Raw genomic sequence first — 22,719 nt, 5'->3', positions numbered from 1 at the left:
GTGCGGCGTGCCGTCAGCCCAAAAATTCACAAATGTTGCTCGGCCCAGCGTAAGAAATCTTCTTTCGGTAATGCCTTGCTGTAGAGCCAGCCCTGACCGTAGTGCACGCCATGCTGGCGTAGCCACTCTTCTTGTTTACTGGTTTCGATTCCCTCCGCTACCATTTTCAGTTTCAGTGTTTTTGCCATTTCGATGATATGCGGCGTGACATTTTTATATTCCAGCGCATCAACGAAAGATTTATCGATCTTCAGAATGTCGACATCCAGATCCTGTAAATAACTTAAACTTGAATACCCCGTACCAAAATCATCAAGATAAATTTCATGGCCCGCCTCCCGGTAGCGAGAAATTATCGGGGCGCTGGTTTTCGGATCGGCAAACTCGCGTTCAGTGAGTTCAAGCGCGATCTGTCTGGGATTAACCTGATAGTGATTGATCATTTCACGCAGCAATTGCGGGATTTTTTCCGAGGTGAGCACGGTGGATTCAAGATTGATCGAAATATGCTGCTGTGGATGCTGACGCAGCCAGTCGCCCATATCTTCAAAGACGCTTCTTATAATCAGTAGCGTCAATGGCTCAGAAAGGCCCGTTTGCTGTGCCAGCGGAATAAAACTATCTGGTGACAACCAACTACCGTCTGTCTGCGGCCAGCGCGCCAGTGCCTCAGCACCGACAATTTTGCCATTGGCTAAGGAGACAATCGGCTGATAGTGCACGCAAATATCACGATTTTCGATAGCATCCTGCAGCCGATGATGCGGTGACTGGATGCGGCGCAAAATGCGCAGCACAAACATCGCTGCCAGCAGGCCAATCACCAACCCGAGCGGTAACCAAATAAAGACTTGCCGATGCCAGCCTTTCTGCAACATTTTCGATGAAGCCCAGGTGATAATTGAAATATTCATCTCCGGGAAGGGCAGGATATCGTAAATGATTCCATTATTTTCGATATGCTCACCGGGTGTTTTTTGTAGCCTGGTAATAATTCCCTGACCAATTTCATCGCTGCTGGTTATGACAACGTTATGGGCATTGCCAATAATGGCGGCATCAATTTGCCATGAGCTATAGGGAATGACATCAATAAAGGAAGCGGGGTCGATCATGACGACATAATGTGCCGTTCCCATGGCGACCATGTAACGGATAATGCCTAAATCGTTATGTGATGTTAACCAGACACGATAACCATCTTTCGAAATTTTACCTGGCTCGGGGAAGGTATCGGGCGGACTTTCATGCTCCAGAGACGAACACTGGGGAACGTTGTTATCGATATAAACCACTTCCTGAATATAGCGATAACTGTAAGATACCCGACGCATTTCCATGAGATGGGCTTCGCTACAGGCAGCGCCTTGCCATCTTTCCAGCTCTTGCATCGCATCTTTCCCTTGTGTCGCCACCTTATTGGCCCGAATAGCGACGCGGGAGGAATAGGTATCCAGCTCTTCAATAAACGATGTTTCTACCTGCTGATGGGCCAGCCAGATGCTTAAGCCGACAGGCAGCAATACTGAAAGAATCAGTACTCCCGAAATAAGGCCGACCAGATGTCGTGTTCTCACCAGCATATCCTTATTAACACAGTGTAGGGAAAGTATATCTGATTGTGGAAAAAGGCTGGCAGGAGATAAGGAGGTAGAGCTGGTATTTCATGAAGTGATGGGTGGAAACGATCGTTGTCATTTGACCAGGCGCAGAGCTTTACGCCTGGTATGTAATCCTAACTTAAGATGTTGATTCGGCGCGAGCGAGGGTAAAAATATCGTAAAAAGACAATTCACCTTTACGGACGATCATTTTTTGCAGTTGTTCCTTATGAACATCCGCGACACGCGGAGAGTTCAAGATGGCTTCAACCAGCGCGGCAGGTACAAAGCGCGTGTTGTACCATTCGCCGTTATAGCAAACGCGGAAATCCAACACGTCGATATCTTCATAGCGGTAGCGTGGGTAGACATCGAAAAAGAAGAAACCATTAAGCAGGATAAATAATACAACCAGTAGCCAGACAGAGCCTGAAAGCGTTTCGGACTGCAACATCACCGCCAGGGTGGCAAAAAAAGCAACGTACATACCGATAAACAGCCCCGGATGTTTACGGATAAAACTGATACTAAAGCGGGGTTTGTTGTCGCGTTTTTCGCGGGTATTCAGAGACTCAATCGTTTCGGTCAGCAGGCGTTGTATTTCGGTCATCGTTTGCCTTCGTGGTATCTGCAACTTTCCAGGGAACACCCTATTTTAACGTGGGAATAGTAGAGGGAAAGTAACAGATTTACCACAATTTTGCATAACAGTTGCGAAAAACCGATTACAATTTTTTAATTATTCTGGCTGGATTACCGCCCACGACAACGTTGTCCGGGACATCTTTTGTGACAACTGCACCTGAGGCTACCACGACGTTATCACCAATGGTCACACCAGGGTTAATGACCGCGCGTCCGCCAATCCAGACGTTATTACCGATGGTGACGGGTTTCCCCAGTTCAGCACCGCTATTACGTGCTACAGGGTCGATGGGATGTGTTGCCGTGTAGATATGAACGCCTGGTGCCAACATACAGTTATCACCGATGCGAATAGGGCAGACATCAAGCATCACGCAATCGAAGTTGGCGAAAAAATTATTACCGAGAAAAATGTTATAGCCATAGTCACAGCGAAACGTTGGCTCAATATAAGCCTCTGTCACCTGACCGAATAAATCAGCGAGAATTTGCTGGCGTAATGTGTGCTCTTCCGCCAGGGAATGATTGTATCGGTGAATAAGCTGACGAGCGCGCAGGCGATCGCGAGATAACGTCTCATCTGCCGAGCGATACAACTCACCAGCAATCATCTTTTCTTTTTCTGTGCTCATTACTGACCTCCGGTTGCTGAAAATGCGGCAACACAGTAAGACGAAAAGTCAGTGAAGAGAACGTTCCCATTACATCTGTGTGATAAAGATCACATAGGGTATGTCTTCATGGCGAAAAAGTATAAAATTCTTAATAAACAGCCGGTTATAGCTCCGAAAGCGAATTATTTATTAGCGAATAAATTTCCATACTGAGGAAGGGATCTTGTCGTACAGTTTATTCATGGTCAATTCGGCGAGGCGGTGATCTGCGGCTGAGTAAAATACCGCCAGTTCATTATCTGATAATTCGTATTTATTTTTCTCGATAACACGCTCCAGCGTGTCAATTGTCTGGCAACGACGTAAACGCATTAAATAATCGGTTTTCGTTAAAGGTTTTTCGGACATACTTCTACCCATGGTTGTAATAATTCTAACAAGATAAACTCGCAGGATTCTCTTTCGTCGCATTGACAAAACAACGGAATAGTCGATTACCTGACTTCCGCCATTTCTGAAGATCCTGCATATTAATACCATAACTGCTGAACAACATAAAGGTGTCATCCAGATATTCGTCGATCTGCTCAATGAGCTTATTGTCTTCATTATACTTAATTTTGTAATTAAGTGCGAAGGTCGCAATATGCTCAATCAGTTCATTCAACTGGAGGTTGATCGCCGAGGTTGGGTCGTTAACCCAGCCATGATTGCTTTCTTCAAGGTTTGCAAGGCAGTCATGATACAGAGTTTCACAGAGAAACTTAAGCTGTGCGATATCATGTCTTTTGGGTGAGTATTCATCCATAACGCGTCCCCTTCTTAGCGGTTGAACTAACGGACACCTTTCGGGATGGAAAAAACTTACTGACCTGGACTTGCCCTCTCGTTTGTTAGCTTAACTATAAGCCACTCTTTGCAGGTTTTCATCGCATTATTACGAAAAATTACAATTAGGAAGGAAGCGGGACAGGGCTCACTTTTTCATACTAGCACCAACCCGCAGCAGGTAAAAGCAGTTTGCTCGAACTGTTCATAACATTTCAGGATTATCGCCAGATGAAATTGGTGACACTAATACCAGGATTGCTCTGAATATGACGTAATAACCGAGGAATGAATAAAGAATTACCGCAAATAATTAAGAATAGCCTCTAAATGATTATGGATTATTAAATCTATTAGCGCTACTTAATATAAATTAACTAACAATCAGTATTTTTTATGAATTTTATACGTGGTTAATACTGGTTTTCGTATGAGATCCTGAGTTGGTGGTTCAATTACTCCTTAATGTTCGTAGGTTATGCATAAAAAAGGCCGCTTACGCGGCCTTAGTGATTACACGTTGTATCAATGATGATCGACAGTATGGCTGTGCTCGATATCTTCATTCTTGCGGCTAAAGCGGCGGCGAACCACCACAAAGAATACCGGAACGAAGAAGATTGCCAGTACCGTTGCGGTCACCATCCCGCCCATTACACCGGTACCTACTGCGTTCTGCGCGCCGGAACCAGCACCAGTACTGATAACCAGCGGCATAACGCCGAGGATAAACGCCAGCGAGGTCATCAGGATCGGACGTAAACGCATCCGCACCGCATCAAGCGTCGCTTCAATCAGACCTTTACCTTCTTTATCCATCAAGTCTTTGGCGAATTCGACGATAAGTATCGCGTTCTTCGCCGACAACCCAATGGTTGTGAGCAGGCCTACCTGGAAGTAAACGTCATTGGTCAGGCCACGGAAGGTGGCAGCCAGCAACGCACCGATAACCCCCAGCGGAACGACCAGCATAACGGAGAACGGAATCGACCAGCTCTCGTACAGCGCCGCCAGACACAGGAACACGACAATCAACGAAATCGCGTACAGTGAAGGTGCCTGGTTGCCGGAGAGGCGTTCCTGATAGGACATCCCCGTCCAGTCATAGCCAACACCGGTAGGCAGTTTGCTCGCCAGTTGTTCCATCAGCTCCATTGCTTCACCGGTACTTTTACCCGGTGCCGCCTGGCCTAATATTTCCATGGATGGCAGGCCGTTGTAACGTTCCAGACGCGGCGAACCGTACTCCCAACGAGAAGAGGAGAACGCCGAGAATGGCACCATCTGACCATCAGCAGCACGAACATACCAGTCGCCGATATCATCCGGCAGCATACGGTATTTCGCTTCTGACATGACGTAAACTTTCTTCACACGACCGCGGTCGATAAAGTCGTTCACATAGCTGCCGCCCCATGCAGCGCCCAGAGTGGTGTTAATGTCGTTGATAGAAACACCCAGCGCCTGCGCTTTTTCCTGGTCGATATCAATCTTAAACTGCGGGGTATCTTCCAGACCGTTTGGACGTACGCTGGTCAACATATCAGGGTGCTTCGCTGCTTCTGCAAGCAACTGGTTACGCGCCTGAGTCAGTTTTTCGTGACCAAGGCCAGCCTGGTCAATCAGCTCAAAGTCAAAGCCGGTTGCGGTACCCAGTTCCACGATTGCGGGCAGGTTAAAGGCGAAAACCATCGCATCTTTGATTTGCGAGAAAGCGCGTGTTGCACGCATGGTAATCGCTTCAACTTTGTTTTCTTCACCCGGACGATCGGCCCAGTCCTTCAAGGAAACGAACGCAATACCGGTATTCTGACCACGTCCCGCAAAGCCGAAGCCGTTAACGGCGAACACCGACTCAACGTTGTTCTTTTCTTTGGTCAGATAGTAATGCGTTACCTCATTGAGCACTTTCTGCGTACGCTCCTGCGTTGCACCTGCTGGCAGCTGAACCATGGTCATAAATACGCCCTGGTCCTCATCTGGCAAGAAGGAGCTTGGCAGACGCACGAACAGATAGGCCATGCCGACCACGATGATCAGATACAGCACCAGATAACGCCCCGTACTGCGCAGAATACCGCCTACGCTGTCGGTGTAGTGGTGCGTGCTCTTCTCGAACATGCGGTTAAACCAGCCGAAGAAGCCTTTTTTACCTTCCCCGTGATCGCCTTTGGCAATCGGTTTCAGCATGGTGGCACAAAGAGCTGGAGTCAGGATCAACGCCACCAGTACCGACAGCGCCATTGCTGAAACAATGGTAATAGAGAACTGACGATAGATAGCACCAGTAGAACCGCCAAAGAAGGCCATCGGTACGAATACCGCCGACAGTACCATCGCGATACCGACCAGAGCGCCCTGAATCTGCCCCATCGACTTACGGGTGGCTTCTTTTGGCGGCAAACCTTCTTCCGCCATCACACGCTCAACGTTTTCTACCACAACGATAGCGTCATCCACCAACAGGCCGATGGCGAGCACCATCCCGAACATTGTTAGCGTGTTTATCGAGAAGCCAAAGGCGGCAAGGACGGCAAAGGTCCCGAGCAATACCACCGGTACGGCAATGGTCGGAATCAACGTCGCGCGGAAGTTCTGCAGGAACAGATACATAACCAGGAACACGAGGATGATCGCTTCGACCAGCGTTTTAACCACTTCGTGAATAGAGATTTTCACGAACGGCGTGGTGTCGTACGGGTAAACAATTTTCAGACCCGACGGGAAGAACGGTTCCATCTTCGCCAGTTCAGCACGGATTGCCGCAGCGGTATCCAGCGCGTTTGCACCGGTCGCCAGCTTGATCCCCAGACCGGAAGCCGGTTGGCCGTTAAACTCTGCGATGATGTCGTAGTTCTCACCACCCAGCTCAATCTTCGCCACATCACGCAGCAGCACGCGGGAACCATCCTGATTCACTTTCAGCAGGATTTTGCCAAACTCTTCAGTAGAGGTCAGACGCGTCTGAGCAATAATAGAGGCGTTAAGCTGTTGGCCTTTCACCGGCGGCGTACCACCGAGCTGACCCGCCGCAACCTGGGCGTTCTGCGCTTTGATGGCGGTAATAACATCAACCGGTGTTAGCTGGAATTTGTTCAGTTCATTCGGGTTCATCCAGATACGCATCGCGTACTGTGAACCGAACAACTGAACGTCACCCACGCCAGACGTACGGCTGATGGCATCTTTCATATTCGCCGCCACGTAGTCGGAGATATCCTCCTGCGTCATGGTGCCATCGGTGTTGATAACGCCGACAACCATCAGGAAGCTGCTGGATGATTTCTCAACGCTCACCCCTTGCTGCTGAACTTCTTGCGGCAGCAACGGCATCGCCAGCTGCAGTTTGTTCTGCACCTGAACCTGCGCGATATCCGCATCAGTACCAGACTCAAAGGTCAGGGTGATCTGCACGGTACCCGTGGAGTCACTGTTAGAGGACATGTACATCAGGTTATCGATACCGTTCATATTCTGTTCGATAACCTGTGTCACCGTGTCCTGCACTGTTTTCGCATCAGCGCCGGGGTAGGAGGCGGAGATCGTTACTGCCGGCGGTGCAATCGTAGGATATTGCGCCACCGGCAGTTTGAGGATCGCCAGCCCCCCTGCCAACATGATGATAATGGCGATCACCCACGCAAAAATCGGGCGATCGATAAAGAAATTAGGCATGTCTTAACGGCTCCTGTTTAAGTTAAGACTTGGACTGTTCAGGCTGAGCACCGCTTGCGGCTTGCTGGTTATTATCAGCGGTAACTTCTTGTGCTTTTACCTGGACACCAGGACGCACTTTCTGCAGCCCACTTATTACTACGCGATCGCCTGCTTTCAGACCTTCTGTCACCAGCCACTTATCGCCAATAGCCTGGCTTGCAACGATCGGACGGGTTTCCACTTTGTCATCCGCGCCAACTACCAGTACGGTGGCATCGCCACGCGGCGTACGGGTTACGCCCTGTTGCGGGACTAAAATAGCGTTTGGATTAAGCCCTTCTTCCAGACGTGCGCGCACGAACATACCCGGCAGCAGAGTGTGATCCGGGTTCGGGAAGATAGCGCGTAGGGTGATAGACCCAGTGGTCTGATCAACGGTAACGTCAGAGAATTCCAGCGTACCGTCCTGCGGGAACTTAATGCCGTCACTGGTGATCAGCGACACTTTGGCTTTGCCGTTCTCTTGTTTCAGCGTGCCATTCGCCAGTTCCTGTTTCAGGCGCAGGAAGTCGTTGCTGGACTGGGTCACATCAACGTAGATCGGATCAAGTTGCTGCACGGTTGCCAGCGCAGTCGCCTGACCGTTCTGTACCAATGCGCCTTCCGTCACGTTCGACTTACCAATGCGACCGCTAATCGGAGAGGTGACTTTGGTGTAAGCCAGATTGATCCGCGCAGTTTCAACGGCAGCTTTCGCCGCAGTTACCGCAGCATTCGCCTGTTGCGCATCAGCCAGAGCCTGATCGTACTCTTGCTTACTGATGTACTGAGTACCGAGCAGTTTCTGATAACGATTCACCGTCAATTGCGCGATATTGGCTGCAGCCTGGGCTTTCGCCAGATCACCTTTCGCACTGTCGTATGTCGCCTGATAGGTCGCAGGATCAATCTGATAGAGAGAGACACCTGCTTCGATGTCGCTACCTTCTTTGAAATTACGCTTCAGGATAATCCCGCTAACTTGAGGACGAACTTCTGCGATCCGGTAGGCACTGGTGCGACCCGGAAGCTCGGTTGTGATCTGCAGAGGTTCAGTTTTGACTGTTACTACGCCAACGGCGGGCATCTGCTGGCCACCTTGTTGGGCCTGTTTGTCGTCACATCCTGTTAGGGCTAAGCTGCCTGAGAGCATCAGAACGACCGCCAGAGGCGTAAACCCTCTGTTTTTGTTCATATGTAAACCTCGAGTGTCCGATTTCAAATTGGTCAATGGTCAAAAGTTAATAAACCCATTGCTGCGTTTATATTATCGTCGTGCTATGGTACATACATTCACAAATGTATGTAAATCTAACGCCTGTAAATTCACGAACATATGGCACGAAAAACCAAACAAGAAGCGCAAGAAACGCGCCAACACATCCTCGATGTGGCTCTACGTCTTTTCTCACAGCAGGGGGTATCATCCACCTCGCTGGGCGAGATTGCAAAAGCAGCTGGCGTTACGCGCGGTGCAATCTACTGGCATTTTAAAGACAAGTCGGATTTGTTCAGTGAGATCTGGGAACTGTCAGAATCCAATATTGGTGAACTAGAGCTTGAGTATCAGGCAAAATTCCCTGGCGATCCACTCTCAGTATTAAGAGAGATATTAATTCATGTTCTTGAATCCACGGTGACAGAAGAACGGCGTCGATTATTGATGGAGATTATATTCCACAAATGCGAATTTGTCGGAGAAATGGCTGTTGTGCAACAGGCACAACGTAATCTCTGTCTGGAAAGTTATGACCGTATAGAACAAACGTTAAAACATTGTATTGAAGCGAAAATGTTGCCTGCGGATTTAATGACGCGTCGCGCAGCAATTATTATGCGCGGCTATATTTCCGGCCTGATGGAAAACTGGCTCTTTGCCCCGCAATCTTTTGATCTTAAAAAAGAAGCCCGCGATTACGTTGCCATCTTACTGGAGATGTATCTCCTGTGCCCCACGCTTCGTAATCCTGCCACTAACGAATAACCCTGAATCTGACTCCAGGATTTTTCCTGGACATTTTCGTCGTTGCTATTCTGGTTCACTGCGTCGTGATATTCTTGCGGTTTGACTTTTTCAGGTCGTTCTTCAGGTTCAGAAACCTTCATTCATCATGACTATGTTCCAGTATTACAAACGATCACGGCATTTTGTTTTTTCAGCATTTATTGCTTTTGTTTTTGTCTTGTTATGCCAGAACACGGCGTTTGCGCGGGCGTCATCGAATGGTGATCTGCCGACAAAAGCGGACCTGCAGGCGCAACTTGACTCATTAAATAAACAAAAAGATCTTTCTGCTCAGGACAAACTGGTGCAGCAGGATCTGACAGATACATTAGCCACCCTCGATAAAATCGATCGCGTAAAAGAAGAGACCGTTCAGCTACGGCAAAAAGTCGCTGAAGCGCCGGAAAAAATGCGCCAGGCGACCGCGGCGTTAACAGCACTTAGCGATGTCGATAACGACGAAGAAACGCGCAATATTCTGAGCACGCTTTCGTTGCGCCAGCTGGAAACTCGCGTTGCCCAGGCGCTGGACGATTTGCAAAACGCACAAAACGATCTGGCGTCTTATAACAGCCAGCTGGTTTCGTTACAGACGCAGCCCGAACGCGTGCAAAATGCGATGTATAACGCTTCGCAGCAGCTGCAACAAATTCGCAGTCGTCTGGATGGGACTGATGTCGGCGAGACTGCCTTACGTCCCAGCCAGAAAGTGTTAATGCAGGCTCAGCAGGCGTTGCTGAATGCGGAGATTGACCAGCAGCGTAAAAGCCTGGAAGGGAATACCGTCTTGCAGGATACCTTGCAAAAGCAACGTGATTACGTGACGGCGAACAGCGCCCGTCTGGAGCACCAGTTGCAGCTGTTGCAAGAAGCGGTAAACAGCAAGCGCCTGACTTTAACCGAAAAAACGGCGCAGGAAGCCGTCTCCCCGGATGAAGCCGCGCGTATTCAGGCTAATCCGCTGGTGAAGCAGGAACTGGAAATTAACCAGCAGTTAAGTCAGCGTCTGATTACCGCGACTGAAAACGGTAATCAGTTGATGCAGCAAAACATTAAAGTCAAAAACTGGCTGGAGCGGGCGCTGCAATCGGAACGCAATATTAAAGAGCAGATTGCCGTCCTGAAGGGCAGCCTGCTGTTGTCTCGTATCCTTTACCAGCAACAACAAACGCTGCCCTCGGCGGATGAACTGGAAAACATGACCAACCGCATCGCGGATTTGCGTCTCGAACAGTTTGAAGTTAACCAGCAGCGTGATGCACTCTTCCAGAGCGATGCGTTCGTCAACAAACTGGAAGAAGGTCACACCAACGAAGTCAACAGCGAAGTTCACGATGCGTTATTGCAAGTGGTTGATATGCGTCGCGAATTGCTGGATCAACTCAACAAACAGTTGGGTAACCAGCTGATGATGGCCATTAACCTGCAAATCAACCAGCAGCAGTTAATGAGTGTGTCGAAAAACCTGAAATCCATCCTGACTCAGCAAATCTTTTGGGTGAACAGTAACCGTCCAATGGACTGGGACTGGATCAAAGCGTTCCCGCAAAGCCTGAAAGATGAATTTAAGTCGATGAAAATTACGGTGAACTGGGAAAAAGCCTGGCCCGCCGTTTTTATCGCTTTCCTCGCTGGTTTGCCGCTGCTGTTGATTGCCGGGCTGATCCACTGGCGTCTGGGGTGGCTGAAAGCGTATCAACAAAAACTGGCTTCCGCTGTGGGTTCCCTGCGTAACGACAGCCAGCTCAACACACCAAAAGCGATCCTTATCGACCTGATCCGTGCACTGCCGGTGTGCCTGATTATTCTCGCGGTTGGCCTGATTCTGTTGACCATGCAGCTCAACATCAGCGAACTGCTATGGTCGTTCAGTAAAAAACTGGCGATTTTCTGGCTGGTGTTTGGCCTGTGCTGGAAGGTACTAGAGAAGAACGGCGTTGCCGTGCGTCACTTCGGCATGCCGGAACAGCAGACCAGCCACTGGCGTCGGCAAATTGTCCGCATCAGTCTCGCATTGCTGCCTATCCATTTCTGGTCTGTGGTAGCAGAACTTTCCCCGCTGCATCTGATGGATGATGTGCTGGGGCAGGCGATGATTTTCTTCAACCTGCTGCTGATTGCCTTCCTGGTATGGCCAATGTGCCGCGAAAGCTGGCGTGATAAAGAGTCGCACACCATGCGACTGGTCACCATTACCGTGCTGTCGATTATCCCGATTGCATTGATGGTGCTGACTGCCACGGGTTATTTCTACACCACGCTGCGCCTCTCCGGGCGTTGGATTGAAACCGTTTATCTGGTGATCATCTGGAACTTGCTCTACCAGACGGTATTGCGCGGCTTAAGCGTAGCGGCGCGGCGTATCGCCTGGCGTCGTGCGCTGGCGCGTCGGCAGAATCTGGTGAAAGAGGGCGCAGAAGGTGCCGAACCGCCGGAAGAACCCACCATTGCACTGGAACAGGTTAACCAGCAGACGCTGCGTATTACCATGTTGCTGATGTTTGCGCTGTTCGGTGTCATGTTCTGGGCAATTTGGTCCGATTTGATCACCGTGTTCAGCTATCTCGACAGCATCACGCTCTGGCATTACAACGGCACTGAAGCTGGCGCTGCGGTGGTGAAAAACGTCACCATGGGCAGTCTGTTGTTTGCGATTATCGCCTCAATGGTGGCCTGGGCGTTGATTCGCAACCTGCCTGGTTTATTGGAAGTGCTGGTGCTCTCGCGACTGAATATGCGCCAGGGCGCGTCGTATGCCATTACTACCATCCTTAACTACATCATTATTGCCGTTGGTGCGATGACGGTGTTCGGATCGCTGGGCGTCTCTTGGGATAAACTCCAGTGGCTGGCCGCAGCATTATCCGTAGGTCTTGGTTTTGGTTTACAAGAAATTTTCGGTAACTTCGTCTCCGGTTTGATCATTCTATTCGAACGTCCGGTGCGTATTGGCGATACGGTAACCATTGGTAGCTTCTCGGGGACGGTAAGTAAGATCCGTATTCGTGCGACAACGATTACCGATTTCGATCGCAAAGAAGTGATCATCCCGAACAAAGCGTTTGTTACCGAGCGTCTGATCAACTGGTCGTTGACTGACACTACTACGCGTCTGGTGATCCGTCTCGGCGTGGCCTATGGCTCCGATCTGGAAAAAGTGCGTAAAGTGTTACTGAAGGCGGCGACTGAGCACCCAAGGGTGATGCACGAACCAATGCCGGAAGTCTTCTTTACGGCGTTTGGTGCCAGCACGTTGGATCATGAGCTGCGTCTGTATGTGCGTGAACTGCGTGACCGTAGCCGTACTGTCGATGAGCTGAACCGTACTATCGATCAGCTGTGCCGTGAAAACGACATCAACATTGCCTTTAACCAGCTTGAAGTGCATCTGCACAACGAGAAGGGCGAGGTGACGGAAGTAAAACGCGACTACAAAGGCGACGACCCGACGCCAGCGGTAGGGTAAGGACAATAAAGGGCGACAGTGATGCCGCCCTTTATTTTTTACTCGCTTTGTGAAGCCTCATCGCTCTGTAACTTCTTTTCATAATCACGCTTTACAATATCCAGCGCGCGCAGCACGGTACTGGCAGGGATCTGATTTTCCTCCAGCAGCACAATCAAATCGACAGCCAGTTTGACATCGTCAGGGGCATTTTCCAGTGACATACTCTCTCCATTGCTAGCGGGTTAAACGCGCTAACCTGTTTTCGATTTTTTCCAGCGCATGGCGACAGCGTGCCAGGCGCGCTTCATAGGCTTCCACTTCACGATGCAGCGTTTGCTGTTCCACGAGATCGGTCACCCGCGCCAGGCGGGCTCTGCGTTCGGCAACCATCTCACGTAGCCGCCGCTCAAAATCCTGATGCTGAATACGTTTACGCTGCCAGCGGGCAATTTTCGGTGGCGCACTGTCCCACTCGCGCAATGACCAGGCGGAGGCTTCACGCGCGATGGCTTCCAGTTGCGCCGCCAGATGTTCTGCCAGCCAGGCGACTTGCGGCAGTTGCTGTTGCTCAACTGCATGACGAAGCGCAGCCAGATTATCGCCCGCCTCGTCGAGACAAGCCTGTAGTGTTGTCGCACGAGTCTGAAAAAGATGCCTGTCGAAACGAGCACTTAGCGTGGCGAACTGTGACACCGGGGCACAACGCTGACGCAGCGTAGCGAGCTGTCCTTCCAGTTTTTCCAGCAGCAGGGCGGTTTTCACGATAAGACCTCAATGAAAATGATAATTGTTATGCTAAAGTAGCCACTCTGTAAGCTGACAACACTCAATATGCAACGAATCATTTTAATCATCATTGGCTGGCTGGCGGTAGTGCTGGGTACGCTGGGCGTGGTATTACCGGTATTACCGACGACGCCGTTTATCCTGCTGGCGGCCTGGTGCTTTGCCCGTTCTTCCCCGCGCTTTCACGCCTGGTTGCTGTACCGCTCATGGTTTGGCAGCTATCTACGTTTCTGGCAGAAACATCATGCGATGCCGCGCGGCGTCAAACCGCGGGCGATTTTGCTTATTTTGCTCACGTTTGCCATTTCTCTGTGGTTCGTCCAGATGCCATGGGTGCGCATCATGTTGCTGGTAATTCTCGCCTGTTTGCTTTTCTATATGTGGCGAATTCCGGTGATTGATGAAAAGCAAGAAAAGCACTGAAGCACAACAATCGCAGTTGCAATTATTGCGTACAGCCAGTACATTCTGGCGTTTTCGAGCACAGGCGCAGGCGGTCAAAGGTTAAACAACTGTTACTTTTGATACGTTTAAAACGCGCCGTGAGTACCACCGTAACAAGCAGGCATACACTTATGACCGCGACTGCACAGCAGCTTGAGTATCTCAAAAATAGCATCAAAAGCATTCAGGACTACCCAAAACCCGGCATTCTTTTCCGCGATGTCACCAGCTTACTGGAAGACCCGAAAGCTTACGCTCTCAGCATCGACTTGCTGGTTGAGCGTTACAAAAATGCGGGCATTACCAAAGTTGTCGGCACCGAAGCGCGTGGCTTCTTGTTTGGCGCTCCGGTAGCTCTGGGTCTGGGCGTTGGCTTTGTACCGGTCCGTAAACCGGGCAAACTGCCGCGTGAAACCATCAGTGAAACTTACGATCTGGAATACGGCACCGATCAGCTGGAAATCCACGTTGATGCCATCAAACCGGGCGACAAAGTTCTGGTGGTGGACGATCTGCTGGCAACCGGCGGCACTATCGAAGCGACCGTTAAACTGATCCGTCGTCTGGGTGGTGAAGTGGCTGACGCTGCGTTCATTATCAACCTGTTCGATCTCGGCGGCGAACAGCGTCTCGAAAAACAGGGCATTACCAGCTACAGCCTTGTCCCGTTCCCGGGCCATTAATTATCGCCAGTCTTGTGCTGCCCACGCTACGGACAGCACAAGATGTGCATTCAGCCTCGCCGTTCTGACGGGGCTGTGTTAGCATTACCCCTTCGTGAATCCACCTTCCAGCGTTTCAGAGCCTGCCAATGAGTTATCAGGTCTTAGCCCGAAAATGGCGCCCACAAACCTTTGCTGACGTCGTCGGCCAGGAACATGTGCTGACCGCACTGGCGAACGGCTTGTCGTTAGGGCGTATTCATCATGCTTATCTTTTTTCCGGCACCCGTGGCGTCGGAAAAACCTCTATCGCCCGACTGCTGGCGAAGGGGCTAAACTGCGAAACCGGCATTACCGCGACGCCGTGCGGCGTGTGCGATAACTGTCGTGAAATCGAGCAGGGGCGCTTTGTCGATCTGATTGAAATCGACGCCGCCTCGCGCACGAAAGTTGAAGACACTCGCGACCTGCTGGATAACGTCCAGTACGCTCCGGCGCGTGGTCGTTTCAAAGTTTATCTCATCGACGAAGTGCATATGCTGTCGCGTCACAGCTTTAACGCACTGTTAAAAACCCTTGAAGAGCCGCCGGAGCACGTTAAGTTTCTGCTGGCGACGACCGATCCACAGAAATTGCCGGTGACGATTTTGTCACGCTGTCTGCAATTTCATCTCAAGGCGCTGGATGTCGAGCAAATTCGCCATCAGCTTGAGCACATCCTCAACGAAGAACATATCGCTCACGAGCCGCGGGCGCTGCAATTGCTGGCGCGCGCCGCTGAAGGCAGCCTGCGAGATGCCTTAAGTCTGACCGACCAGGCGATTGCCAGCGGTGACGGCCAGGTTTCAACCCAGGCGGTCAGTGCGATGCTGGGTACGCTTGACGACGATCAGGCGCTGTCGCTGGTTGAAGCGATGGTCGAGGCCAACGGCGAGCGCGTAATGGCGCTGATTAATGAAGCCGCTGCCCGTGGTATCGAGTGGGAAGCGTTGCTGGTGGAAATGCTCGGCCTGTTGCATCGTATTGCGATGGTACAACTTTCGCCTGCTGCACTTGGCAACGACATGGCCGCCATCGAGCTGCGGATGCGTGAACTGGCGCGCACCATACCGCCGACGGATATTCAGCTTTACTATCAGACGCTGTTGATTGGTCGCAAAGAATTACCGTATGCGCCGGACCGCCGCATGGGCGTTGAGATGACGCTGCTGCGCGCGCTGGCGTTCCATCCGCGTATGCCGCTGCCTGAGCCAGAAGTGCCACGCCAGTCCTTTGCACCCGTCGCGCCAATGGCAGTAATGACGCCAACCCAGGTGCCGCCGCAACCGCAATCAGCGCCGCAGCAGGCACCGACTGTACCGCTCCCGGAAACCACCAGCCAGGTGCTGGCGGCGCGCCAGCAGTTGCAGCGCGTGCAGGGAGCAACCAAAGCAAAAAAGAGTGAACCGGCAGCCGCTACCCGCGCGCGGCCGGTGAATAACGCTGCGCTGGAAAGACTGGCTTCGGTCACCGATCGCGTTCAGGCGCGTCCGGTGCCATCGGCGCTGGAAAAAGCGCCAGCCAAAAAAGAAGCGTATCGCTGGAAGGCGACCACTCCGGTGATGCAGCAAAAAGAAGTGGTCGCCACGCCGAAGGCGCTGAAAAAAGCGCTGGAACATGAAAAAACGCCGGAACTGGCGGCGAAGCTAGCGGCAGAAGCCATTGAGCGCGACCCGTGGGCGGCACAGGTGAGCCAACTTTCGCTACCAAAACTGGTCGAACAGGTGGCGTTAAATGCCTGGAAAGAGGAGAGCGACAACGCAGTATGTCTGCATTTGCGCTCCTCTCAGCGGCATTTGAACAACCGCGGTGCACAGCAAAAACTGGCTGAAGCGTTGAGCATGTTAAAAGGTTCAACGGTTGAACTGACTATCGTTGAAGATGATAATCCCGCGGTGCGTACGCCGCTGGAGTGGCGTCAGGCGATATACGAAGAAAAACTTGCGCAGGCGCGCGAGTCCATTATTGCGGATAATAATATTCAGACCCTGCGTCGGTTTTTCGATGCGGAGCTGGATGAAGAAAGTATCCGCCCCATTTGATCGTAAGCACAGCTTACGTTCGTCATCCTTAACGTGATTGAGAGAGAAACCTATGTTTGGTAAAGGCGGTCTGGGTAACTTGATGAAGCAAGCCCAGCAGATGCAAGAAAAAATGCAGAAAATGCAAGAAGAGATCGCGCAGCTGGAAGTCACCGGCGAATCTGGCGCAGGTCTGGTAAAAGTGACCATCAACGGTGCACACAACTGCCGTCGCGTAGAGATCGACCCGAGCCTGCTGGAAGACGACAAAGAGATGCTGGAAGACCTGGTGGCTGCAGCATTCAACGACGCAGCACGTCGTATTGAAGAAACGCAGAAAGAAAAAATGGCTTCTGTATCCTCCGGAATGCAGCTGCCGCCTGGCTTTAAGATGCCGTTCTGATGCAAACCAGCCCGCTGTTAACACAGCTTATGGAAGCACTGCGCTGTCTGCCGGGCGTTGGCCCGAAGTCGGCGCAGCGTATGGCGTTCACGCTGCTTCAGCGCGATCGTAGCGGCGGGATGCGTCTGGCGCAGGCGCTCACCCGGGCGATGTCGGAAATCGGCCACTGCGCCGATTGTCGCACCTTCACTGAACAGGAAGTCTGTAACATCTGTTCAAATCCGCGTCGTCAGGAAAACGGTCAAATCTGCGTGGTGGAGAGTCCGGCGGACATTTACGCCATTGAGCAGACGGGGCAGTTTTCAGGTCGTTATTTTGTGTTGATGGGACATCTGTCACCGCTGGACGGCATCGGTCCGGATGATATCGGCCTTGATCGTCTGGAACAGCGTCTGGCAGAGGAAAAAATCACTGAAGTGATCCTCGCCACCAACCCTACGGTTGAAGGTGAAGCTACCGCTAACTACATTGCCGAGCTTTGCGCGCAATATGACGTGGAAGCCAGCCGAATCGCTCATGGCGTACCGGTTGGCGGCGAGCTGGAAATGGTCGATGGCACCACGCTGTCACACTCCCTTGCCGGGCGTCATAAGATTCGTTTTTAAGCAAACGAGAGCAGGATCACCTGCTCTCGCTTGAAATTATTCTCCCTTGTCCCCATCTCTCCCTCATCCTGTTTTTAACCTTAAAATGGCATTATTGAGGTAGACCTACATGAAAGGACAAGAAACTCGTGGTTTTCAGTCAGAAGTGAAACAGCTTCTGCACCTGATGATCCATTCTCTCTATTCCAATAAAGAAATCTTCCTGCGTGAGCTTATCTCTAACGCCTCCGATGCGGCGGACAAGCTGCGTTTCCGCGCGCTCTCTAACCCGGACCTGTACGAAGGTGATGGCGAACTGCGCGTTCGTGTCTCTTTCGATAAAGACAAGCGTACGCTGACCATTTCCGATAACGGCGTGGGGATGACCCGCGACGAAGTGATTGACCATCTGGGGACTATCGCTAAATCCGGCACCAAATCATTCCTTGAATCGCTGGGTTCTGACCAGGCGAAAGACAGTCAGCTGATCGGTCAGTTTGGTGTTGGTTTCTACTCTGCGTTTATCGTGGCCGACAAAGTGACCGTGCGTACTCGCGCGGCAGGCGAAAAACCAGAAAACGGCGTCTTCTGGGAATCGGCTGGCGAAGGTGAATACACCGTTGCCGACATCACCAAAGAAGATCGTGGCACTGAAATCACCCTGCATCTGCGTGAAGGCGAAGACGAGTTCCTCGATGACTGGCGCGTGCGTTCCATCATCAGCAAATACTCCGACCATATCGCGCTGCCGGTAGAGATCGAAAAACGCGAAGAGAAAGACGGCGAAACCGTTATCTCCTGGGAGAAAATTAACAAAGCGCAGGCGCTGTGGACTCGTAACAAGTCGGAAATCACCGATGAAGAGTACAAAGAGTTCTACAAACACATCGCCCACGACTTTAACGATCCGCTGACCTGGAGCCACAACCGCGTTGAAGGTAAGCAGGAGTACACCAGCCTGCTGTACATCCCGTCCCAGGCTCCGTGGGATATGTGGAACCGCGATCATAAACACGGCCTGAAACTGTATGTTCAGCGTGTGTTCATCATGGACGACGCAGAACAGTTCATGCCGAACTATCTGCGCTTCGTGCGTGGTCTGATTGACTCCAGCGATCTGCCGCTGAACGTTTCCCGTGAAATCCTCCAGGACAGCACCGTAACCCGTAACCTGCGCAATGCGCTGACCAAGCGTGTGCTGCAAATGTTGGAAAAACTGGCGAAAGACGACGCCGAAAAATACCAGACCTTCTGGCAACAGTTTGGCCTGGTACTGAAAGAAGGTCCGGCGGAAGATTTCGCTAACCAGGAAGCGATTGCGAAACTGCTGCGTTTTGCTTCTACCCATACTGACTCTTCTGCGCAGACCGTGTCTCTGGAAGACTACGTTTCCCGCATGAAAGAAGGGCAGGAGAAAATCTACTACATCACCGCAGACAGCTACGCGGCAGCGAAGAGCAGCCCGCACCTGGAACTGCTGCGTAAGAAAGGCATCGAAGTTCTGCTGCTTTCCGACCGCATCGATGAGTGGATGATGAACTATCTGACTGAGTTCGACGGTAAACCGTTCCAGTCGGTGTCTAAAGTTGACGAGTCGCTGGAAAAACTGGCTGACGAAGTTGATGAGAGCGCGAAAGAAGCGGAGAAAGCACTGACTCCGTTCATCGACCGTGTGAAAGCCCTGCTCGGCGAGCGCGTGAAAGATGTCCGTCTGACTCACCGTCTGACCGATACGCCAGCGATTGTCTCTACTGATGCGGACGAAATGAGCACTCAGATGGCGAAACTGTTTGCCGCAGCGGGCCAGAAAGTGCCGGAAGTGAAATACATCTTCGAACTGAACCCGGATCACGTACTGGTGAAACGTGCGGCAGATACTGAAGATGAAGCGAAGTTCAGCGAGTGGGTAGAACTGCTGCTGGATCAGGCGCTGCTGGCAGAACGCGGCACGCTGGAAGATCCGAACCTGTTTATTCGTCGTATGAACCAGCTGCTGGTTTCCTGATGTAATGCCGGATGACCTTCGTGTCATCCGGCATTTTTCTTTTCATCATCTGCACTTTCCGCAAATTATCTCGCCATTAACCGTTTCAGCCTCAGGTGCCTTTCTTGAGGCAATCGCCTGTTGGTGGTATCGTTTATCGCTTTTTCAAAAAAATCGACACATTTTAAGGGGATTTTCGCAATGCGTATCATTCTGCTTGGCGCTCCGGGCGCGGGGAAAGGGACTCAGGCTCAGTTCATCATGGAGAAATATGGTATTCCGCAAATCTCCACTGGCGATATGCTGCGTGCTGCGGTCAAATCTGGCTCCGAGCTGGGTAAACAAGCAAAAGACATTATGGATGCTGGCAAACTGGTTACCGACGAACTGGTGATCGCGCTGGTTAAAGAGCGCATTGCTCAGGAAGACTGCCGTAATGGTTTCCTGTTGGACGGCTTCCCGCGTACCATTCCGCAGGCAGACGCGATGAAAGAAGCGGGCATCAATGTTGATTACGTTCTGGAATTCGACGTACCGGACGAACTGATTGTTGATCGTATCGTAGGCCGCCGCGTTCATGCGCCGTCTGGTCGTGTTTATCACGTTAAATTCAATCCGCCGAAAGTAGAAGGCAAAGACGACGTTACCGGTGAAGAACTGACTACCCGTAAAGACGATCAGGAAGAAACCGTACGTAAACGTCTGGTTGAATACCATCAGATGACAGCACCGCTGATCGGCTACTACTCCAAAGAAGCGGAAGCGGGTAATACCAAATACGCGAAAGTTGACGGCACCAAGCCGGTTGCTGAAGTTCGCGCTGATCTGGAAAAAATCCTCGGCTAATCAAGCCGCAGCAGATCTGCTTTCGGGCAGGTCTGCTCATCCACCTCAGGCAATACCTCTCACAGCAATTAGTTCTTCTTCCTCACTTTTCCGCTACAATTATCAACAAGTTGAATCGATAAGAGGCGGTAATGCGTCAGACTAAAACCGGTATCCTGCTGGCAAACCTGGGTACGCCCGATGCCCCCACACCTGAAGCGGTAAAACGCTATCTGAAACAATTTTTAAGCGACAGACGCGTGGTTGATACCTCACGGTTGTTATGGTGGCCATTGCTGCGCGGCGTGATTTTGCCGCTGCGCTCGCCGCGTGTGGCGAAGCTGTATGCCTCTGTCTGGATGGAAGGTGGCTCGCCGCTGATGGTTTACAGCCGCCAGCAACAGCAGGCGCTGGCACAACGTTTACCGGAGACGCCCGTAGCGCTGGGAATGAGCTACGGCTCGCCATCACTGGAAAGCGCCGTAGATGAACTACTGGCAGAGCATGTAGATCATATTGTGGTGCTGCCGCTTTATCCGCAATTCTCCTGTTCAACGGTCGGTGCGGTATGGGATGAACTGGCACGCATTCTGGCGCGCAAACGTAGCATTCCGGGGATATCGTTTATACGTGATTACGCCGATAACCACGATTACATTAATGCACTGGCGAACAGCGTACGCGCTTCTTTTGCCAAACATGGCGAACCGGATCTGCTGCTGCTCTCTTATCATGGCATTCCCCAGCGTTATGCAGATGAAGGCGATGATTACCCGCAACGTTGCCGCACAACGACTCGTGAACTGGTTTCCGCATTAGGGATGGCACCGGAAAAAGTGATGATGACCTTTCAGTCGCGCTTTGGTCGGGAACCCTGGCTGATGCCTTATACCGACGAAACGCTGAAAATGCTCGGAGAAAAAGGCGTAGGTCATATTCAGGTGATGTGCCCGGGCTTTGCTGCGGATTGTCTGGAGACGCTGGAAGAGATTGCCGAGCAAAACCGTGAGGTCTTCCTCGGTGCCGGCGGGAAAAAATATGAATATATTCCGGCGCTTAATGCCACGCCGGAACATATCGAAATGATGGCTAATCTTGTTGCCGCGTATCGCTAAAGCTGAGCGGTAAAGAACTGAGCGCCGTCGCGAAGAGCCTCGTCGGCGGTTTTCATCATCCGTGAATAATGCAAAAAGGCGTGCAGCGTGCCTGGGTAGAGTTTGAACTCACAGGGCTGCTGATGCGCCGCTAACGTCTGGTAAAGCAGACGGCTGTCATCCAGCAGCGGATCGAACTCCGCCCCGGCAATAAAACAGGGCGGAACTTCGCGAGTGAGATCATTATTAAACAGACAGTAATACGGCGACTCGCGGTCCGCGTCGTTGCTTAAATACGCCTCTTCATACATCTGCAAATCCTGTTGCGTTAAGCCATCCCAGACACCGCCCAACAGACGACGCGTCACGGAATCCCGTAATCCGTAAAGCCCATACCACAGCAAAACACCCGCAATTTTACCGCAATCGATCTGTTTATCACGCAACCACAACGCACTGGCGAGCGCCAGCATGGCACCTGCGGAATCACCGGCAAAGCCAATGCGGGACATATTGATTTGATAATCCTCCGCCTGCTGGTGGAAATAACAATAGGCAGCCACAATTTCCTCTATCGCTTGCGGAAAACGCGCTTCAGGTGAAAGGGTGTAATCAATACCAATCACCGTACATTGGCTGTAGCTTGCCAGCAGGCGCATGATGCGATCGTGGGTATCGAGATTGCCGAGAATAAAACCGCCTCCATGCAAATAAAATAGCGTCGCTGGGCTATCTGGCTGCGGACAAAAGAGACGTGTTTCCACCTGCCCATATTTTGTTGGAACCATGTAAGCTCTGGTTGCCATTTCTGGAGCGCCCGCATTCCAGAATCGGCGCTCAAGCGTGTAATACTGTCGTTGCTCAGCAATCGTTCCTGTTGCGGGCCAGGGCGGTAAATCCGGCTGAAGAGTATTCACAACGGTCTTCATTTCAGCAGAAATAAGGTCCAGAACAGGTAATTTGTTTTCCGGCTTCATACAAAAACTCCTTTCAAATTACGTCATTGTAAGGAACCACTGCCATGAAAATGCGATCCCGCC

20 protein-coding genes and 1 other annotated feature are annotated in these 22,719 nt (G+C 51.4%); of the genes, 10 read left to right on the top strand and 10 right to left on the bottom strand.

Going from position 1 to position 22,719, the window contains the following annotated elements; translation table 11 throughout:
* Nucleotides 1-26: 26 nt before the first annotated feature.
* The 7 genes from pdeB to acrA form a co-directional block, all read right to left on the bottom strand.
* The gene (gene pdeB, locus OQV04_RS04760) at nt 27-1,577 is read right to left on the bottom strand and encodes a cyclic-guanylate-specific phosphodiesterase PdeB (RefSeq protein WP_112918958.1); all 1,551 of its coding nucleotides are present in this window, start codon (nt 1,575-1,577) and stop codon (nt 27-29) included.
* 163 nt (nt 1,578-1,740) lie between these two features.
* A complete protein-coding gene (locus OQV04_RS04755) occupies nt 1,741-2,211 on the bottom strand; it encodes a YlaC family protein (protein ID WP_000136192.1) in 471 nt (156 codons plus the stop codon).
* 115 nt (nt 2,212-2,326) lie between these two features.
* Nucleotides 2,327-2,878, bottom strand: a complete 552-nt coding sequence (gene maa / locus OQV04_RS04750; RefSeq protein ID WP_000102564.1) for a maltose O-acetyltransferase — start codon at nt 2,876-2,878, stop codon at nt 2,327-2,329.
* A gap of 171 nt (nt 2,879-3,049) precedes the next feature.
* Nucleotides 3,050-3,268: an HHA domain-containing protein gene (locus OQV04_RS04745; RefSeq protein ID WP_001291435.1), complete on the bottom strand. Its 219-nt coding sequence runs from the start codon at nt 3,266-3,268 to the stop codon at nt 3,050-3,052.
* Nucleotides 3,269-3,293: 25 nt separating this feature from the next.
* Nucleotides 3,294-3,668: an Hha toxicity modulator TomB gene (gene tomB, locus OQV04_RS04740; protein ID WP_000344800.1), complete on the bottom strand. Its 375-nt coding sequence runs from the start codon at nt 3,666-3,668 to the stop codon at nt 3,294-3,296.
* 545 nt (nt 3,669-4,213) lie between these two features.
* A complete protein-coding gene (acrB, locus tag OQV04_RS04735) occupies nt 4,214-7,363 on the bottom strand; it encodes an efflux RND transporter permease AcrB (protein WP_001132469.1) in 3,150 nt (1,049 codons plus the stop codon).
* 22 nt (nt 7,364-7,385) lie between these two features.
* Nucleotides 7,386-8,579 carry a multidrug efflux RND transporter periplasmic adaptor subunit AcrA gene (acrA, locus tag OQV04_RS04730; protein ID WP_001295324.1) on the bottom strand — a complete coding sequence of 398 codons (1,194 nt, stop codon included), beginning with the start codon at nt 8,577-8,579 and terminating at the stop codon, nt 7,386-7,388.
* A 141-nt stretch (nt 8,580-8,720) separates the two neighbouring features.
* Here acrA and acrR point away from each other — a divergent pair, with 141 nt between their 5' ends.
* Entirely contained in the window at nt 8,721-9,368 is a 648-nt protein-coding gene (gene acrR / locus OQV04_RS04725; protein WP_000101737.1) for a multidrug efflux transporter transcriptional repressor AcrR, read from the top strand.
* Between the two features lie 127 nt (nt 9,369-9,495).
* The gene (mscK, locus tag OQV04_RS04720) at nt 9,496-12,855 is read left to right on the top strand and encodes a mechanosensitive channel MscK (protein WP_032288159.1); all 3,360 of its coding nucleotides are present in this window, start codon (nt 9,496-9,498) and stop codon (nt 12,853-12,855) included.
* A gap of 38 nt (nt 12,856-12,893) precedes the next feature.
* Here the strand turns inward: mscK and rsmS are convergent, their stop codons facing one another.
* Both rsmS and priC read right to left on the bottom strand, forming a co-directional pair.
* Nucleotides 12,894-13,058 (bottom strand): pleiotropic regulatory protein RsmS, encoded by a 165-nt coding sequence (gene rsmS / locus OQV04_RS04715; RefSeq protein ID WP_000051151.1) that lies wholly within the window; start codon nt 13,056-13,058, stop codon nt 12,894-12,896.
* A gap of 13 nt (nt 13,059-13,071) precedes the next feature.
* Nucleotides 13,072-13,599, bottom strand: coding sequence for a primosomal replication protein N'' (gene priC / locus OQV04_RS04710; RefSeq protein WP_000844874.1), 528 nt, complete (start codon nt 13,597-13,599; stop codon nt 13,072-13,074).
* A 69-nt stretch (nt 13,600-13,668) separates the two neighbouring features.
* On the opposite strand from priC, the gene OQV04_RS04705 reads away from it, so the two are divergent.
* The 8 genes from OQV04_RS04705 (at nt 13,669) to hemH (ending at nt 21,700) form a co-directional block, all read left to right on the top strand.
* Entirely contained in the window at nt 13,669-14,046 is a 378-nt protein-coding gene (locus OQV04_RS04705) for a DUF454 family protein (protein WP_001188905.1), read from the top strand.
* Between the two features lie 152 nt (nt 14,047-14,198).
* A complete protein-coding gene (apt, locus tag OQV04_RS04700) occupies nt 14,199-14,750 on the top strand; it encodes an adenine phosphoribosyltransferase (protein ID WP_000127356.1) in 552 nt (183 codons plus the stop codon).
* A gap of 128 nt (nt 14,751-14,878) precedes the next feature.
* Nucleotides 14,879-16,810, top strand: coding sequence for a DNA polymerase III subunit gamma/tau (gene dnaX / locus OQV04_RS04695; RefSeq protein WP_032280410.1), 1,932 nt, complete (start codon nt 14,879-14,881; stop codon nt 16,808-16,810).
* Nucleotides 16,143-16,207, top strand: a sequence feature (DnaX frameshifting element). It overlaps the preceding gene by 65 nt.
* Before the next feature lie 52 nt (nt 16,811-16,862).
* Nucleotides 16,863-17,192 carry a YbaB/EbfC family nucleoid-associated protein gene (locus OQV04_RS04690; RefSeq protein ID WP_000467098.1) on the top strand — a complete coding sequence of 110 codons (330 nt, stop codon included), beginning with the start codon at nt 16,863-16,865 and terminating at the stop codon, nt 17,190-17,192.
* Nucleotides 17,192-17,797: a recombination mediator RecR gene (gene recR / locus OQV04_RS04685; protein ID WP_001195025.1), complete on the top strand. Its 606-nt coding sequence runs from the start codon at nt 17,192-17,194 to the stop codon at nt 17,795-17,797. Before OQV04_RS04690 ends, recR begins: the two co-directional genes overlap by 1 nt.
* 109 nt (nt 17,798-17,906) lie before the next feature.
* Complete coding sequence (gene htpG / locus OQV04_RS04680) at nt 17,907-19,781, top strand: molecular chaperone HtpG (RefSeq protein WP_000678201.1); 1,875 nt, start codon at nt 17,907-17,909, stop codon at nt 19,779-19,781.
* Nucleotides 19,782-19,961: 180 nt separating this feature from the next.
* Nucleotides 19,962-20,606, top strand: a complete 645-nt coding sequence (adk, locus tag OQV04_RS04675) for an adenylate kinase (protein WP_001220233.1) — start codon at nt 19,962-19,964, stop codon at nt 20,604-20,606.
* Between the two features lie 131 nt (nt 20,607-20,737).
* Complete coding sequence (gene hemH / locus OQV04_RS04670; protein WP_032280411.1) at nt 20,738-21,700, top strand: ferrochelatase; 963 nt, start codon at nt 20,738-20,740, stop codon at nt 21,698-21,700.
* Here hemH and aes read toward each other — a convergent pair.
* The gene (gene aes / locus OQV04_RS04665) at nt 21,697-22,656 is read right to left on the bottom strand and encodes an acetyl esterase (RefSeq protein WP_032280412.1); all 960 of its coding nucleotides are present in this window, start codon (nt 22,654-22,656) and stop codon (nt 21,697-21,699) included. The genes hemH and aes overlap by 4 nt on opposite strands.
* Between the last annotated feature and the right edge of the window lie 63 nt (nt 22,657-22,719).

The organism is Escherichia sp. Lx600-2 (assembly GCF_036662595.1).
GTDB lineage: Bacteria > Pseudomonadota > Gammaproteobacteria > Enterobacterales > Enterobacteriaceae > Escherichia > Escherichia coli.
This window is presented reverse-complemented; position numbering and strand designations above follow the sequence as displayed.

Excerpts from the sequence above, each read along its gene's own strand:
- OQV04_RS04755 (WP_000136192.1), bottom strand. The coding sequence starts at position 2,211 with ATGACCGAAATACAACGCCTGCTGACCGAAACGATTGAGTCTCTGAAT.
- maa (WP_000102564.1), bottom strand. The coding sequence starts at position 2,878 with ATGAGCACAGAAAAAGAAAAGATGATTGCTGGTGAGTTGTATCGCTCG.
- OQV04_RS04745 (WP_001291435.1), bottom strand. The coding sequence starts at position 3,268 with ATGTCCGAAAAACCTTTAACGAAAACCGATTATTTAATGCGTTTACGT.
- tomB (WP_000344800.1), bottom strand. The coding sequence starts at position 3,668 with ATGGATGAATACTCACCCAAAAGACATGATATCGCACAGCTTAAGTTT.
- acrB (WP_001132469.1), bottom strand. The coding sequence starts at position 7,363 with ATGCCTAATTTCTTTATCGATCGCCCGATTTTTGCGTGGGTGATCGCC.
- acrA (WP_001295324.1), bottom strand. The coding sequence starts at position 8,579 with ATGAACAAAAACAGAGGGTTTACGCCTCTGGCGGTCGTTCTGATGCTC.
- acrR (WP_000101737.1), top strand. The coding sequence starts at position 8,721 with ATGGCACGAAAAACCAAACAAGAAGCGCAAGAAACGCGCCAACACATC.
- mscK (WP_032288159.1), top strand. The coding sequence starts at position 9,496 with ATGACTATGTTCCAGTATTACAAACGATCACGGCATTTTGTTTTTTCA.
- rsmS (WP_000051151.1), bottom strand. The coding sequence starts at position 13,058 with ATGTCACTGGAAAATGCCCCTGACGATGTCAAACTGGCTGTCGATTTG.
- OQV04_RS04705 (WP_001188905.1), top strand. The coding sequence starts at position 13,669 with ATGCAACGAATCATTTTAATCATCATTGGCTGGCTGGCGGTAGTGCTG.
- apt (WP_000127356.1), top strand. The coding sequence starts at position 14,199 with ATGACCGCGACTGCACAGCAGCTTGAGTATCTCAAAAATAGCATCAAA.
- dnaX (WP_032280410.1), top strand. The coding sequence starts at position 14,879 with ATGAGTTATCAGGTCTTAGCCCGAAAATGGCGCCCACAAACCTTTGCT.
- OQV04_RS04690 (WP_000467098.1), top strand. The coding sequence starts at position 16,863 with ATGTTTGGTAAAGGCGGTCTGGGTAACTTGATGAAGCAAGCCCAGCAG.
- recR (WP_001195025.1), top strand. The coding sequence starts at position 17,192 with ATGCAAACCAGCCCGCTGTTAACACAGCTTATGGAAGCACTGCGCTGT.
- htpG (WP_000678201.1), top strand. The coding sequence starts at position 17,907 with ATGAAAGGACAAGAAACTCGTGGTTTTCAGTCAGAAGTGAAACAGCTT.
- adk (WP_001220233.1), top strand. The coding sequence starts at position 19,962 with ATGCGTATCATTCTGCTTGGCGCTCCGGGCGCGGGGAAAGGGACTCAG.
- hemH (WP_032280411.1), top strand. The coding sequence starts at position 20,738 with ATGCGTCAGACTAAAACCGGTATCCTGCTGGCAAACCTGGGTACGCCC.
- aes (WP_032280412.1), bottom strand. The coding sequence starts at position 22,656 with ATGAAGCCGGAAAACAAATTACCTGTTCTGGACCTTATTTCTGCTGAA.